The organism is Tianweitania populi (assembly GCF_014652875.1).
Lineage (GTDB): Bacteria > Pseudomonadota > Alphaproteobacteria > Rhizobiales > Rhizobiaceae > Tianweitania > Tianweitania populi.
The window spans coordinates 80,936-95,642 of the sequence record NZ_BMZQ01000001.1 but is presented as its reverse complement, the minus strand read 5'-3'; the positions used below and the strand labels follow the sequence as shown (position 1 = coordinate 95,642).

At 61.3% G+C, this 14,707-nt stretch carries 11 protein-coding genes; 7 read left to right on the top strand and 4 right to left on the bottom strand.

The genetic code is table 11. The annotated features are described in order from the left end of the window. Nucleotides 1–107: 107 nt before the first annotated feature. The 4 genes from IE166_RS00455 to IE166_RS00440 all read left to right on the top strand — a co-directional run bounded on the left by IE166_RS00455 (nt 108) and on the right by IE166_RS00440 (nt 4,971). On the top strand, nt 108–1,709 hold the full coding sequence (locus tag IE166_RS00455; RefSeq protein WP_189500837.1) for an ABC transporter substrate-binding protein: 1,602 nt from the start codon (nt 108–110) through the stop codon (nt 1,707–1,709). A gap of 38 nt (nt 1,710–1,747) precedes the next feature. Next, the gene (pepT, locus tag IE166_RS00450; protein ID WP_189500835.1) at nt 1,748–2,986 is read left to right on the top strand and encodes a peptidase T; all 1,239 of its coding nucleotides are present in this window, start codon (nt 1,748–1,750) and stop codon (nt 2,984–2,986) included. Then, entirely contained in the window at nt 2,983–4,185 is a 1,203-nt protein-coding gene (locus IE166_RS00445; RefSeq protein ID WP_189500833.1) for a M24 family metallopeptidase, read from the top strand. Before pepT ends, IE166_RS00445 begins: the two co-directional genes overlap by 4 nt. Before the next feature lie 153 nt (nt 4,186–4,338). Further along, the gene (locus IE166_RS00440) at nt 4,339–4,971 is read left to right on the top strand and encodes a LysE family translocator (RefSeq protein ID WP_189500831.1); all 633 of its coding nucleotides are present in this window, start codon (nt 4,339–4,341) and stop codon (nt 4,969–4,971) included. Between the two features lie 9 nt (nt 4,972–4,980). On the opposite strand, the gene IE166_RS00435 is transcribed toward IE166_RS00440, so the two are convergent. After that, the gene (locus IE166_RS00435; RefSeq protein WP_189500829.1) at nt 4,981–6,702 is read right to left on the bottom strand and encodes a LuxR C-terminal-related transcriptional regulator; all 1,722 of its coding nucleotides are present in this window, start codon (nt 6,700–6,702) and stop codon (nt 4,981–4,983) included. 154 nt (nt 6,703–6,856) lie between these two features. Here IE166_RS00435 and IE166_RS00430 point away from each other — a divergent pair, with 154 nt between their 5' ends. The 3 genes from IE166_RS00430 to IE166_RS00420 are packed head-to-tail and all read left to right on the top strand — an operon-like array spanning nt 6,857 to nt 9,482. Beyond that, on the top strand, nt 6,857–7,591 hold the full coding sequence (locus tag IE166_RS00430) for an NUDIX hydrolase (RefSeq protein ID WP_189500827.1): 735 nt from the start codon (nt 6,857–6,859) through the stop codon (nt 7,589–7,591). Nucleotides 7,592–7,595: 4 nt separating this feature from the next. Further along, complete coding sequence (locus tag IE166_RS00425; protein ID WP_189500825.1) at nt 7,596–8,579, top strand: SPFH domain-containing protein; 984 nt, start codon at nt 7,596–7,598, stop codon at nt 8,577–8,579. A gap of 3 nt (nt 8,580–8,582) precedes the next feature. After that, nucleotides 8,583–9,482 (top strand): NAD(+)/NADH kinase, encoded by a 900-nt coding sequence (locus IE166_RS00420; RefSeq protein WP_189500823.1) that lies wholly within the window; start codon nt 8,583–8,585, stop codon nt 9,480–9,482. A gap of 77 nt (nt 9,483–9,559) precedes the next feature. Here IE166_RS00420 and IE166_RS00415 read toward each other — a convergent pair whose 3' ends face one another. The 3 genes from IE166_RS00415 to IE166_RS00405 all read right to left on the bottom strand — a co-directional run bounded on the left by IE166_RS00415 (nt 9,560) and on the right by IE166_RS00405 (nt 14,556). Next, the gene (locus tag IE166_RS00415; protein ID WP_189500821.1) at nt 9,560–10,759 is read right to left on the bottom strand and encodes a pyridoxal phosphate-dependent aminotransferase; all 1,200 of its coding nucleotides are present in this window, start codon (nt 10,757–10,759) and stop codon (nt 9,560–9,562) included. 62 nt (nt 10,760–10,821) lie between these two features. Further along, the gene (locus IE166_RS00410) at nt 10,822–12,456 is read right to left on the bottom strand and encodes a hydantoinase B/oxoprolinase family protein (RefSeq protein WP_189500819.1); all 1,635 of its coding nucleotides are present in this window, start codon (nt 12,454–12,456) and stop codon (nt 10,822–10,824) included. A 12-nt stretch (nt 12,457–12,468) separates the two neighbouring features. After that, nucleotides 12,469–14,556, bottom strand: coding sequence for a hydantoinase/oxoprolinase family protein (locus IE166_RS00405; RefSeq protein WP_189500816.1), 2,088 nt, complete (start codon nt 14,554–14,556; stop codon nt 12,469–12,471). Between the last annotated feature and the right edge of the window lie 151 nt (nt 14,557–14,707).

Below are 14,707 nucleotides of genomic sequence, written 5' to 3'. Positions count from 1 at the left end.
GGCCAATTACCATCGTTGTGGATAGCTTTTGTTGCGGAAAGAGCATCTCCGACGGTAGATGATACGTTACCAAACGGCGGCGTGGTGTCGGCAGAGGAGATATCGAGATGAACAGAACCCTTGCTGGCATTCTGCTTGCTTCAGCAGCGATGGCGATGCCTACAGCAGCCTTCTCGAAGACGTTTGTTTATTGCTCGGAAGCATCCCCCGAGGGCTTCGATCCCTCGCATTATACTGCCGGCACGACTTTCGATGCCTCGGCACATCCCATCTACAATCGCCTGCTCGACTTCCGGCCGGGAACAACGGAGATCATTCCCAGCCTGGCGGAACGGTGGGAGGTTTCGCCAGATGGCAAGGCGTACACGTTCTACCTCCGCAAAGGTGTGAAGTGGCACTCCAACGAGACCTTTACGCCGACCCGCGAGTTCAACGCGGACGACGTCATTTTCACCTTCGAACGCCAGGGCGACCCGAAGAACCCCTGGCACGAATACCTGCCGGGTACGAGCTATGAATATTACCACTCGATGGAGTTCGACACGCTGATCGAGGCCATCGAGAGGGTCGACGATCACACCGTCCGCTTCAAGCTGAGCCGTCCGGAAGCGCCCTTCCTGTCGACGGTGGCGCTGCACTTCACGTCGATCATGTCGAAGGAATATGCCGACCAGCTTCAACAGCTTGGCAGGCAGCCGGACTTCAACACCCAGCCTATCGGCACTGGACCCTTTAAGTTCGTGGCCTACCAGCAGGACGCCGCAATCCGTTACCAGAAGAACCCGGATTACTGGGGTGAGAAGGCAAAGGTCGACGATCTGCTGTTTGCGATCACGCCGGACGCCGCGGTGCGTCTTCAAAAGCTGAGGTCAGGCGAATGTCACCTCATGCCTTACCCGGCGCCTGCCGACATCGAGGGGATCAAGGCCGATCCTCAGCTCAAGATTGAGGAGGAAGCCGGCCTGAATGTCGGCTATCTCGCCTACAACACGCAAATGGCGCCGTTCGACAACCCGAAGGTCCGCAAGGCCTTGAACATGGCGATGAACAAGCAGGCCATCGTGGACTCCGTGTTCCTCGGAGGTGCGCAGCCTGCCAAGAATCCAATCCCGCCGACGATGTGGTCCTACAATGATCGTGTCGTCGATGATCCGTATGATCCCGAGGCGGCAAAGAAGATTCTGGAAGAAGAGGGCGTCCGCGACCTGAAGATGAAGCTCTGGGCCATGTCGGCGCAGCGCCCCTACATGCCGAACGGTCGCCGCACGGCCGAGATCATGCAGGCCGATCTCGCCAAGGTCGGCGTCACGGCCGAGATCGTCAGCTTCGAATGGGGCGAATATCTCGCAAAATCGATGGAGCCTGGACGCGACGGCGCCGTAATCCTGGGCTGGACGGGCGCGAGCGGCGATCCGGACAACTTCCTTTCGGTACTGCTGACCTGTGCAGGCGCCGGCAGTGGCGGTGCAAACCGGGCCTTCTGGTGCAACGAGGAGTTCTCGTCGCTGGTGGCAGAGGCCAAGGTGAACGCGGATATGGGCGCCCGGACACGCGCTTATGAAAAGGCGCAGGAAGTGTTCAAGAAGGAAGCGCCGTGGTTCACGATCGCCCATTCCACCCATTATGTGCCCATGCGCAAGGAAGTCGAAGGCTTTGTGGTGAGCCCGCTTGGTGACTACACGTTCGAGACCGTCGATCTGGCGGAATGATGCCCTGCCTGATGCGAAACCTGCAATGCGAGTAAACCATGTCTGACTTCGCCAAGGATCTCGAAAGCCGCTTCGTGCGCTATTGCGCGATCGACAGCCAGGCCGACGACAAGAGTGGCACGCATCCATCCAGCGCCGTGCAGATCGAGATGGGCAAGGTTCTGGAGCAGGAGCTTCGGGACATCGGGGCAAGCGATGTGACGCGCAACGATCACGGCGCGGTGTTGGCGACGATCCCCGGCAACAGGAGCGGCCCGACGATCGCCTTTATGGCGCATATGGACACCACACCGCAGTTCAATGCGACGGGCGTGAAGCCGAGGGTGATCCGGAACTATGATGGCGGTGACATCCGCTATCCGGACAACGCTTCACTGGTTCTTTCGCCGGAACAGGTTCCTTATCTCAGCGAGAAAGTCGGCGATACAATCGTCACCGCGTCCGGAACCACGCTGCTGGGTGCCGATGACAAGGCGGGAGTCGCCATCGTCATGACGGCTGCCAAGCACCTGATCGACAATCCCGATCTGCCGCATGGTCCGATCAGGATCTGCTTCACCACGGACGAAGAAATCGGCAAGGGCGTGTACCCCGCTTTGGTGCAGGAAGTCGGGGCCGACTTCGCTTATACGTTCGACGGCCAAAAGGTCGGTGAGATCGAGTTCGAGACCTTTTCCGCCGATGAGGCGATTATCCGGATCGAAGGCGTTTCGATCCACCCCGGCCTGGCCAAAGACCAGCTCGTCAACGCCGTCGTGCTGGCGTCCAGGTTCGTTGCCGCGCTTCCGCGGGACATGAGCCCGGAAACGACCGAGGGGCGTGAGGGCTATGTTCATGCCACCGAAATCAGCGGCGGCTCGTCCGAGGTCGTCATTCGCGTCATCATCCGGGACTACGAGCTGGATGGATTGGCAGCCGAGGGACAGCTGATCCAGGACCTCGCCGCCGAGCTGCAGGCGTTTGAGCCGCGTGCGAAGATTTCCTGCAGCATTCGCGCGCAGTATCGCAACATGCGCTACTGGCTGGAAAAGGACAAACGCCCCGTCGATCTGGCGGAGCACGCCATGATCGAGATCGGCCAGACGCCCAAGTTCACGGCGTTCAGAGGCGGCACGGATGGCTCGCGGTTCACGGAAATGGGCCTTCCTTGCCCGAACCTCTTTGCCGGCATGCAGGAAATCCACGGACCTCTCGAGTGGGTGTCCGTGCAGGATATGGAAGTTGCGGTCGCGTTGATGCTCAAGATCGCGGAACTTGGTGTTAGGACTTCGGAATGAGTGCCCCTGTTTACAAGTCGTTCGACCAATCGCTGGCCGAGTTCGAGGATATTGCGGCAGCGGTGGCGCCGATCTCCGTGCAGGAGCTAAAAGCGCGAATTGCCAAGCTGCAGGGGCTGATGCGCGAGGAAGGGATCAAGGCGACCTATCTCGATACTTCAACCAGCCTCACCTACTTCACCGGCATGACGCTCGGCGCGAGCGAGCGTCTGCATGGCGCGATCATACCTGTCTCGGGGGAGCCGATCTATATCAGCCCGGCTTTCGAAGAACCCAAGACACAGACGCTGATCCAGATCGAAGGCCAGATCGCGGTTTGGGAAGAACACGAAGACCCCGCCTCGCTTGTCGCCCAGCTTCTCTGCGACTTGAGCGCCGAGGGCGACAGCTTTGCCTTCGACCCCATGACGCCGTTCGTTTTCTCCAGCGCGATCACCGACCAGGTCGGCGATCGCTTGAAGGTCAGGAGTGCGAAAGCGATCATCGCCACTTGCCGGCAGATCAAATCGGCGACGGAGATCGCCATCATTCAAGCCGCGATGAGCGCAAGCCTGCGCGTCCACAAGGCTGTTTGGCAGGGGCTTCGTGAAGGGATCTCGACCACGGAGGTGACGGACTTCATCGCGGCCGCGCACGCAAAGCTTGGAATGCGACACATCTTTTCGGCCGCGCAGTTTGGCGAGGCTACCGCCTACCCCCATGGCGTGCCCTACCCGCAGACGCTCAAGAACGGTGACATGGTGCTTATCGATCTGGGTGCGCACATTCACCGTTATTGTTCCGACATCACGCGCACCTATGTTTTCGGCACGCCGACCGAGCGACAGCGGGAACTCTGGACGCTGGAGCGACAAGCGCACCACGCTGCTTTCAACGCCGCACAGCTAGGCACCCCTTGCGAGGAGGTCGATTTCGCCGCGCGTGGAGTTCTGACCGATGCGGGCTTCGGTCCAGACTACAAGGTGCCAGGCCTGCCGCATCGCACCGGGCATGGGCTGGGCATGGACATGCACGAGGAGCCCTACATCGTGCGCGGCAACAAGACCGTGCTCGAACCCGGCATGGTGTTCTCGAACGAACCCATGCTCGCCCTTTACGGCGAGTGCGGCGTGCGGCTCGAAGACATCATCTATATGTCCGACATTGGACCAGTCTTCTTCACCGAGCCATCGCTTTCGATCGATCAGCCATTTAGCTGAGCCGCGTTGCGCAACTTGGGTGAACTAGCGAGCAAAGCGTTCTTGCTTCTAGGCTTCATCTTCCAACAAACACCATCATACTGCAAATGCATGATGCGCTGAATTGACGGCGACGCGATCCTCCCTGGCAACATCGGGGAGGATCGACGCATCATGTGGCAGAGTTTGGCGGTGCAGGCGGAGGCGTCGAGCCTTCTTGGATATGCCGCAGCCTATGCAGCCATGCTTGTCACGCCTGGACCGAGCTTTGCCGTGGTTTCGCAGACAAGCCTTTCCGCCTCGCGCCGGGAAGCAACGACAGTCGCCATCGGACTTGCCTGCGGCGCCAGCCTGCTGATCCTGCTTATCCTGCGCGGCACGACGAGTTTGCGGGTATCGCAGGCGCTTGGGAGCATCGGTCCCTTTATCGGTACGGCCTTGCTGCTTTTGATCGGCTTGCGGACGGTTCGACGGGCGCTTCTTGCCGAGGCAGCAAACGGCTTGCCGACGAGACAGGCCCGACAGGGCAACCACTTTACAATCGGTCTGCTGACCGCACTGACCAATCCGATCAGTTTTGCGTTCTTCTCCAGCATCGCCTTGGCGGCGCATTCGGCAAAGATCGGGATGATCGATACGGTTTTGCCAGCCGGCGTGTTTCTGATGGCGCTGTCTTGGTTCGGGCTGGTGGCCGTGCTGCTCTCCCTTCCTTCGGTCAAGAAGCTTTATGGGCGAGCCTCGCGCACGCTGGATGTTATGACCGGAATGATCCTGATCATCATCGCCCTGTCCTGGCTGGCAACTTAGCCGTAGGGCCTACTTCGGGAGCATGGTTTCCAGTTCGTCCAGCACGCGGGGCCAATGCTGGAAGAACAGCAACTGGCCTGCATCCTCGACAATTTCGATATCGAGATGTGGGAAGACCGGCATGAGTTCGCGCACGGTTTGCGCTGGTGTTTGCGGGTCTTCCGCCCCTTGCAACAGGCGCACTGGCACAGAACAGGCACGAACCAGATCGGCCCAATCACTTTCGCTGTCGATGCACTCCCTAGCAAAAACATCGTGTGCGGAATGCTCGGAGCTGAGGCAAATATCTGATCCCAGCAGGATGGCTGCGCGGATTTCGGGATCGGAAAAGGTGCGCAGGTCGGCCGGCGAACTTGCATTCACCGACCGGAAGAAGCTTTCCTTGCCGACCGAGCGGGCAAGCGCAAAGCCTGAGCGAACGAGGAAGGGGAGGATCCGCGGCGCATAGCGCGCATTGGCAAGAATGAAGCGGTGCCATTTGCCCATGCGCTCATATTGACGCGCATTCACCACCGGCAGTGCTGCAGAACACCCGAAGATGCCGGTCAAACGCGTGGGATCAAGACGCGCAAGCGCCATGGCAAAGCGAAGATCGGCACCCAGCACGAGGGCTGCGGCCTTTTCGATGCCGAGATGATCGAGAAGCCCTCGCAAATCGGCGCCTACCCCTTCCCGGTAGCTGACCTTGGCCGGCAAGGGTGCCGAGAAGCCATAGCCCGGTCGGACAACTGAGATGACGCGGATGCCGCGTTGTTCGGCAGCAATTTCAGCCTGTCTCGACCACCGGATCATTCCGTAATCCAGGGGCAGGAACAGGAGCGGACGACCACCGGGATCACCGAACTCGATCCAGTCGGAGCGGCGGCCATCCGGCGTCAGGCGAGACCGGAAAGGGATCGGCAGAAGCGTGGAGGCGCCCAGAGATCCGTTGCGCGAGGCCGGGATCGTTCCAACCACATCCATGAGACCGAGCGTCAACCGGATCAGCTCAGTTTGCGAATGCGTTTCCGTCTTGGCCAGGATCGCGCTGATCTGCGTCCGCACCGTTGCCAGGGATCGGCCACGCTCCTCTGAAATCTCCCGCAAGGAGCGACCTTCCGCCAGCGCGCGGACCACTTCCACTTCAGCCGCAGTCAGGTTGAACGCCTCGCGCATGGTCTTGGACAGATGCGTCGGCCAGCCGAGTTCTGTTGTCCGCACAAGAACGAACGGCGTTTGCCCATTTCCCGGCAGATAGAGCGCGACATGGAACAGGATCGACCGATCACTGCTTGCTGACGTGAAGCGGAGCAAGGTCGGCTCGGGCGTCTTTGCCGGAAGCTGACGCCGAATGGCAGCCTTCAGCTTGGCAACATCATCAGAATGGAGCGGCAGGCCGTCGAGCGCCCTTCCCGGCGCGAGCCCGAGCGTCGCACGGGCGGCCTCGTTGACGCTGTCGATGCGCAGAGCTTGATCGACCAGAAAGGCAGCCTTGGCTTCCAGGTCGAGGGGAGAGCGCCCCGCATCCGCCTGAAGGTCGAACAAGCGCTGGAGAAAGATGTCGGCGCGTTCGAGATGGGCTTCGATGCCTGTATCGGCCTCGATCGGCAGGCTGGCTTCCTCATCCGCCTTCAGCCGAAGCACGGACAGGCGCTGCTCCCAAACATCGAGCATCGCTTCATAGCGCGAGGGATCGACGGCAACGTCGTAGATCCGCTCGATAATTTCGGACGTCTCATCTGGCTTGGCCATCACCCGCCGCCACAGTTCGCCAATTTCCCTTGCGTAACACGATCCAGCGGAGGTGGACATAGGCCTGTACGTGCCTAGACGTTCGATCATACCCGTTGACATATATGCAATATGCGTTTAAGTAATGCTCACAATGTATATTAGGGGGTGAGCGATGACCCAGGACGACTTCCTTGCAAGCTATGATCCGAGCGCGTTTCCCCAGCTGGCAGTCACCGTTGACCTCATTCTTCTTGGCCTTCGCAATCAGGCTCCAACCGTGCTTGTGCTCCAAAGGAACGCGCAACCGTTTGAAGGTTTCTGGGCCCTACCCGGCGGCTTTGTTGGCGAACGGGAAACGCTGGAAGCGGCGGCCTTGCGCGTCATGCAGGACAAGGCCGGGATTGAAACTGCGCATCTGGAACAGCTCTACACATTCGGTACGCCGGATCGCGATCCGCGTATGCGCATCGTCAGCGTGGCCTATCTGGCGCTGTTGAACGAGGCGGCCTTCACTGCTGCTTTACGGCAAAACAAGGCGCTTCTGCCTGCCCGTATTGAGGCGCCGCTTTCCCACGAAGATGCTGTGGCGATCTCGGTGCGCAACGAGGATGACGAAGTCCTCCAACTCGCCTTCGACCATGCCGAGATCCTCGCAACCGCGATCCATCGCCTGCGCGGCAAGCTCGATTATTCGCCCGTCGGCTTTGCGCTTCTGCCCGAGCAGTTCACCCTGCGCCAGTTGCAGGACGTGCATGAAGCCATCAGCGGGCGGGCGCTGAACAAGCCGGCCTTTCGGCGGCGCATGCAGGACAAGGGCTGGATCAGCCCAACCGGCACGCGGGAAGAAGGCACCTCCTTCCGACCCGCAGAGCTCTTCCTTTTCAATGACAGGCCCCAAGGAGACTGACATCATGGCCACCATCCGCAGCTTCGGCTTTCTTTCCCAGCTCAGAAGCGAGGCGAGCAGCCACATCGTTCACTTCCGCAAGGGCACGATCAAGCGCAGCGGACGCGGTTTGGTGTTCTGGTTCAATCCCGAAACCGCCAGCATCGCCGAGTTGCCCATGGACGATCGTGAAATGATGCTGTTCGTGCGCGGCCGTTCGCAGGACTTCCAGACACTGGCCGTCCAAGGCACGATCGGCTGGCACGTGGCTGAGCCAGAGAAGCTGGCCGCCCGTGTGGATTTCTCGATCGACCTTTTCACCGGCCAGCTTAAAGGCGAGCCTATCGAGAAGATCGAAGCGCGCCTCGCCGGCATCGCCAATCAGGCCGTTCTGCAGCGCCTTGCGCAAGCACCCGTTCGTGCCCTGCTGGATGCCGGACCTGAGACTTTGCGCGAAACGCTCGAAGTGGTGCTTGGCACGGATCCGGCCCTGATTTCGATCGGCATCGCCGTGGTGTCAGTGCGCCTCACCAATCTCGCGCCCTCCAGCGAACTCGAACGCGCATTGCAGACGCCGACCTATGAAGCGCTCCAGCAGAAGGCGGATGAAGCGACCTTCGAGCGCCGCGCTCTTGCGGTCGAAAAGGAACGCGCCATCGCACAAAATGAGTTGGCCACGAAGACCGAGCTTGCCCGGCGCGAAAAGCTGCTGATTGCCGAAGAAGCCGAGAATGCCCGCAATCGCGCCGCCGGTGTCGCCGAAGCCAGGCAGGTGGAGGCGCAGGCCGAGGCCGAGCGCATCCGTTTGGTGGAAGGCGCCAAGGCCGATGCGGAGAGCCAGCGCATTGCGACCTATCGCGATCTGCCGCCTGCAATCCTGCTTGGCCTTGCCGCCCAGGAACTTGCCGGCAAGCTTGATACGATCGAACATCTGAACGTGACGCCGGACCTGCTTGCTTCCGTGCTTGGCGAGTTCCGCAAGGCGCCTGTTCAGATCACGGGACGCTGAGCCATGGGCGGGGCGCTTACCCCACGCGCGGTCTTCGTGACGCGCGAAACCGACTACGAACTCCTGATCGCGCGCCATGCGACGCGCGGTCAGGCCCGCTTCTTTCTTGAAAGGCGTGTCCAGCGCATCGAGGATGTCGAAGCACGGCATGACCGCTTCCATGCGGTTTTGCTCCGAGCGCGGGCGAGCGTTCCAGCCGACTGGCGTCAGACACTTGTTCGCCGCTCCGATCTCGATCGCTTCCAGTTTGCGTCCGATGACGTAATCGTGCCGGTGGGCCAAGATGGCCTTGTCGCCAATGTCGCCAAGTATCTTGACGGCCAGCCTGTGCTGGGGGTCAATCCCGCACCCGATCTTTACGACGGCGTGCTGGTCCGCGTAGCGGTCGACCGCCTCGCCAGGCTTCTGGTTGCAAGCGCCAACGCAGCGGTCGAGATCGAGCACCGGACGATGGTGCAAGCCATGCTGGATGACGGGCAGCGGCTGACGGCACTCAACGAGGTCTTCGTTGGTCATGGCAGCCATCAATCCGCGCGCTACCGCATCGAAACGGCGGAAGCGGCCGAAGATCACTCTTCCAGCGGCTTGATCGTCGCTTCCGGAACAGGCGCGACGGGCTGGGCGCGTTCGATCGCCGAAAGCACGCATCTGGCGCTCACCCTTGGCCGAGAAGAACACGCCGTCGGCTTCTGGGTCCGCGAGCCCTTTCCAAGCATCGCCACGGCAACGACCCTGCGCGCGGGCAAGCTGACCGATATGCCGCTCACCGTCACGTCGCGCATGAACGAAGGCGGCGTCATCTTCGCCGACGGCATCGAACAGGACCGCATCGCCTTCGACTGGGGCCGCACTGTTCACCTTTCGGCGGCAGATAAGACGCTCAACCTGGTGAAGGGTGCTTGAGTTGTCGAATGGGGGCTCAAGCAATGGAAACGCCTTGTTTCAATGATCAAAACAAGGCTTCCTTGTTTGCGCCTAGCTCAAACCGACGCAACCATGTCCTTCAGGCGAGCGCAGGCTTTTTCGAGTTCCTCCTCCGACGCTGCCATGGACAGGCGGATATATCCGGGGGCTGCAAAGGCGGTGCCGGGGACGCTGGACACGCCAAACTCCTTGAGGAGCAGCTGTGCCACGGCGGAGTCATCGGTCAGTTCGACGCCCGACTTCGTGATGCGGCCGATCAGCTTGCTCACGCCGATGAAGGCGTAGAAGGCGCCATCGGGCGCGAGGAAGTCGATGCCGTCGGTCCCGGCGAGCTGCTTGGCTACGAGATCGGATCGGTGGCGGAACTTGGCGGTGCCTTCCGCGACAAAGGCTTGGTCCCCCTCGAGCGCCGCAGTTGCCGCGGCCTGCGCCACCGGGCAGACCGAGGTCACGCTTTGTGACTGCATCTTGTTGATTGCCGAAACCAGCGCCTTCGGTCCCGCCGCATAGCCGACGCGCCAGCCGGTCATGGCATAGGCCTTGGAGACGCCGTTCACGATCAGCGTGCGGTCGCGCAGCCGCGGACAGGCTTCGCCGAACGAAACGAAGGGCACATCGCGCAGGAGGATGTGTTCATAGATCTCGTCGGACAGGACGAGGATCTGCGGATGCTTGTCGAGAACCTTGCCCAAGGCCTCGAACTCAGCTTGCGAATAGATCGCGCCGGTCGGATTGGACGGCGAGTTGAGCATCAGCCAGCGCGTACGCGGGGTGATCGTTGCTTCCAGTTGGGCAGGCGTAATCTTGAACCCGCTTTCAGGCCCGCACAGCACATAGATCGGCTTGCCGCCATGCAGCGAAACGATATCGCCATAGGAAACCCAGCAAGGTGCTGGAATGGCGACCTCGTCGCCGTCTTCCAGCGTCGCCAGGAAGGCGTCGAACAGGATCTGCTTGGCGCCATTGGCGATGGTGAGTTCGTCCAGCGCGTAGTCCAGACCGTTGTCGCGCTTGAACTTGGCGGCAATCGCCTTGCGCAGCGCTTCATTGCCGGCCGCTGCACCATAGCGGATGCCCCCTGCCCGCACGGCATCGCAAGCGGCGTCTAGCACATGCGCGGGCGGCTCGAAGTCAGGCTCACCGAGCGACAGGTCGATGATGTCGCGGCCCTCCGCCCGCAGCTTCTTCGCCGCCATGGACACGGCCATGCTCGGCGAAGCCTGGATGGCAGACGACCTTTGGTTTTCATAGTTCATCGCGGATGTTCCTTCGCAACAAGAATGAAGCCGCCCGAGGGCGGCTTCGTGGATGGATGGCCTCAGGCGGGCACGTAATCGTAGTCGCGATCGCGTTTGGCCGCTTCCGGCTCGCGTTTCTCGACCGGCCCATAGCCACCGCCGCCCGGCAGTTCCAGGATGAGCCTGCGTCCGGCTGGAACATGCTGCCGACCCTTTGCCTGCAGCACTGTTCCGTCATCGAGCAACACGGCTCCGGCAGCACCATCCTCGCCGCCTTCACGCCCGCGCGCCGGATGCTTGACGCGATCGAACATGGCGTTGAAGTAGATTTCGTGGCCCTCGGTCGGGGAGATTTCGACCACCTGCCCGAGGCCGCCGCGGAACTGGCCGGCACCGCCCGACCCGTCACGCAGTTCCTTGCGCCAGAAGATCACCGGGCCGACATGCTCGGTGGCCTCGATCGACATGGAATGCACGCCGCTGGGAAACGCCGTGGCGCTGAGGCCGTCGAGCGTGGAACGCGCTCCGGCGCCACCGCTGTTGAACAACAGCACTTCGGCGCGCTGTCCGCCATCCTTCGGCGCCTTTTCGCCGGTAAGAGGGCGAGCGCTGACATGCAGGTTCCAGAGTGCGCCCGAGCCTTCCGCCGGAACGCGGCCGGGCAGCATCTTGTGGACGGCGCCTAGAACGGCATCGGGCACGAGATGGCCGAGCACGTGACGGACGGAAACAGGAGCTGGACGCTGTGCATTGAGAATGCAGTCGGTCGGCGCCGTTACCTTGAAAGGTAACAGCGACGCATGGTTGTTGGGAATTTCCGGTGCCAAGGAACACTTCAACCCGTAACAGGCATAAGCGGCCGAATAGATCAGCGGGCAGTTGATGCCCTTCGGGCTGGGCGCCGAGGTGCCGGTGAAATCCGCCAGGATGTGGTCGGGATAAACGTCGATCCGTACTGCGATGTCGATCGGGTCGCCATAACCGTCCACACGCATGGTGTTGGAATAGGTGCCGTGCGGCAGATCCTTCAGGGCGTCGATCGTGGCGTCATAGCTGCGCTTGAAGATGAACTCGGCGAGACCTTCGAGATCGTCGAGATAGAACTCGTCCATCATGTCCATCAAGCGGCGGTGACCGATCTCGTTACAGGCAGCCAGCGAATAAACGTCACCCACCACCTGATGGCTTTCGCGGACATTGTTGCGCAGGATGTTGACGAGGTCCTTGTTGACCACGCCGCGCTCCGCGAACTTCATGATGGGGACGAAGATGCCCTCTTCATAGACTTCGTTGGCGTCCGGCCCGAAGCCGCGGCCACCGACATCAACCACATGCGCGGTGCAGGCGAAGAAGCCGGTCAGTTGACCGTTGCGGAAGCTGGGTGAAACCACCGTGAAGTCATGAAGGTGGCCGGTGCCCTTCCACGGATCGTTGGTGATGAAGACATCGCCTTCAAAGATATTGTCGCGGCCGATATCGTTGATGAAGTGGCCGACAGCTTCAGCCATGGCATTGACGTGGCCGGGCGTGCCGGTGACGGCCTGTGCGATCATCAGGCCGGCGCGGTTGAAGACGCCGGCGGAAAGATCGCCGGACTCGCGCACGCTGGTGCTGAAGGCCGTGCGGATCAGCGTGACTGCCTGTTCTTCCACGACGGAGATCAAGCGGTTCCACATGATCTGCATGTGGACATCGGAGAGCAAGGACTTGGACATGGGTTCAGCTCCTCAAGCGGCCTTGGCGCGCAGCAGCAGGCATCCGTCTGCCTGCATGATGGCGTCGCGGCTCGATGTGACGATGGTCGAGGTTTCGCGTTCGGTGATGACGGCCGGTCCGGCTACCCAGTCACCCGGCTTCATGGCCGAGCGCTCGACCACGGCGGCGTCGAGGAAGCGCTCTTCCAGGACGTCGAAGATCTGGCGGGTTTCGCTGGAAACGGCTGCAGCCTGTTTGCTGACGGGGGCAGCAGGCGACGTCGGTGCTGCTTCCGCGCTGGCGCGCAGCGACCAGCTGACGATTTCCACATCGAGACCATCGATCACCCGGCCGAAGAAGCGCTCATAGCATTCATCGAACAGCTTGCGGAAAAGCTCGGCATCGGCATCCGCGTAGTCGCGCACGTCGATGGCCACCGGCACTTCCCAGCCCTGTCCGACGTAGCGCATGTAAGCGGTGCATTCGAGGGAAGGGTCCGCGTCAGGCGCGCCGGAGCGCACGAAGGACGTGGCCTCCGTGACAAGATCGTTGATCACCGCATTGATGGCGGCACCCTCGAACTTGCTCAGGCGGCTGTAGGCACTGCGGACCGATTCAAAACCGAAGGGCGCGCGCAGGAACCCGATGGCGGAACCGACGCCGGCACCGGGCGGGATCAGCAGGTCGTTGACGCCGAGCTTCTCACAAAGCCGTGCCGCGTGAACGGGTGCGGCACCGCCAAAGGCGATCATGGTGAACTCAGACAGTTCCTTGCCGTTTTCCACCGCATGCATGCGCGCGGCATTGCTCATGTTCTCGTCAACGACCTCGCTCAGACCATAAGCAGCCGTCGCGACATCGGCACCGAGCTTGCTGCCGATATCGGCATCCATCGCGCTTTCGGAGGCGGTGCGTGACAATTTCATGGAGCCGCCGGCGAAGCTGTCGGGATCGAGCCGGCCGAGGATCACGTCGGCATCGGTGACGGTGGGGTGCGTGCCGCCACGATCATAGCAGGCCGGCCCGGGTTCGGAGCCGGCGCTGTGCGGGCCGACGCGGATCTGGCGCATCGTATCCACGGTCGCGATCGAGCCGCCGCCGGCACCGATCTCGACCATCTCGATCACCGGAATGGAGATCGGCATGCCGCTGCCCTTCTTGAAGCGCGTGGTGCGCGCCACTTCAAAGGTCTTGGACGTCTTGGGCGTTTGCTGCTCGATAAGGCAGATCTTGGCCGTGGTGCCGCCCATATCATAGGACACGACCTGATCGAGGCTATGATTGGCAGCGATATGGGCGGCAAAGATCGCGCCACCGGCTGGGCCGGATTCTAGCAGGCGGACGGGGAACTCGACAGCGCTCTCGACGCTGATGATGCCGCCACCGGAATGGATCATGAAGACTGGCGAAACCAGGCCTTCTTCGCGCAGACGCCCGACCAGACGATTGAGGTAGGAGGCCATCAGCGGCTTTACGTAAGCGTTGGCGCAAACCGTGTTGAAGCGCTGGAACTCGCGCATCTGTGGCGAGACTTCCGAGGAGATGGAGACTGACTGGTCCGGCTTCTTTGCCAACAGGCGATCGCGGAAGCGGCGTTCATGCGCGCCGTTCAGATAGGAATGGATGAAGCCGACCGCGACGCTGTCATAACCTTTGGCGATGATCTTGTCGCACAAGGTATCGACTTCGGCATCATCGAGCGGCTTCAGCGGCTCGCCATTGGCACCCATGCGCTCATCGAGCACAAAGCGGTCTGCACGTCCCACCAACGGCGCCGGCAGCACGATGTCGAGATCGTATTGCTCAAAGCGGCTTTCGGTGCGCATCTCGATGACATCGCGGAAACCCTTGGTAGTGACGAAGGCCGTCTTGGCACCACGGCGCTCGATCAGTGCGTTTGTGGCCAGCGTCGTCCCGTGGATCACCGTATCGATTTGCGACACTTCAATCCCGGCTTTTTCCACCACTTCGCGGATGCCCTTGACGATCGCGGCTTCCGGAAAGGCGTAGTCCGTGAGGACCTTGGTCGAATGAAGCACCGAGCCCACCTCCAGCGCCACATCGGTGAAGGTGCCGCCGATATCGACGCCGACCCTGATCAGTTCACCATCTGTCGTCATGTTGATGCGTAACTCCCGAGATGAGATCGTTGTTTAAGGCGGTCGCTGAAGGTTGATCTTCAGGCGCGCGTGAGGGTTCCCGCGGTCATGAGTGCCGCGAGTTCAAGTTGGTTGGAAAAGTTGAGAGAGGGGTGCGGGCGCGATGTGCGCC

Excerpts from the sequence above, each read along its gene's own strand:
- IE166_RS00455 (WP_189500837.1), top strand. The coding sequence starts at position 108 with ATGAACAGAACCCTTGCTGGCATTCTGCTTGCTTCAGCAGCGATGGCG.
- pepT (WP_189500835.1), top strand. The coding sequence starts at position 1,748 with ATGTCTGACTTCGCCAAGGATCTCGAAAGCCGCTTCGTGCGCTATTGC.
- IE166_RS00445 (WP_189500833.1), top strand. The coding sequence starts at position 2,983 with ATGAGTGCCCCTGTTTACAAGTCGTTCGACCAATCGCTGGCCGAGTTC.
- IE166_RS00440 (WP_189500831.1), top strand. The coding sequence starts at position 4,339 with ATGTGGCAGAGTTTGGCGGTGCAGGCGGAGGCGTCGAGCCTTCTTGGA.
- IE166_RS00435 (WP_189500829.1), bottom strand. The coding sequence starts at position 6,702 with ATGGCCAAGCCAGATGAGACGTCCGAAATTATCGAGCGGATCTACGAC.
- IE166_RS00430 (WP_189500827.1), top strand. The coding sequence starts at position 6,857 with ATGACCCAGGACGACTTCCTTGCAAGCTATGATCCGAGCGCGTTTCCC.
- IE166_RS00425 (WP_189500825.1), top strand. The coding sequence starts at position 7,596 with ATGGCCACCATCCGCAGCTTCGGCTTTCTTTCCCAGCTCAGAAGCGAG.
- IE166_RS00420 (WP_189500823.1), top strand. The coding sequence starts at position 8,583 with ATGGGCGGGGCGCTTACCCCACGCGCGGTCTTCGTGACGCGCGAAACC.
- IE166_RS00415 (WP_189500821.1), bottom strand. The coding sequence starts at position 10,759 with ATGAACTATGAAAACCAAAGGTCGTCTGCCATCCAGGCTTCGCCGAGC.
- IE166_RS00410 (WP_189500819.1), bottom strand. The coding sequence starts at position 12,456 with ATGTCCAAGTCCTTGCTCTCCGATGTCCACATGCAGATCATGTGGAAC.
- IE166_RS00405 (WP_189500816.1), bottom strand. The coding sequence starts at position 14,556 with ATGACGACAGATGGTGAACTGATCAGGGTCGGCGTCGATATCGGCGGC.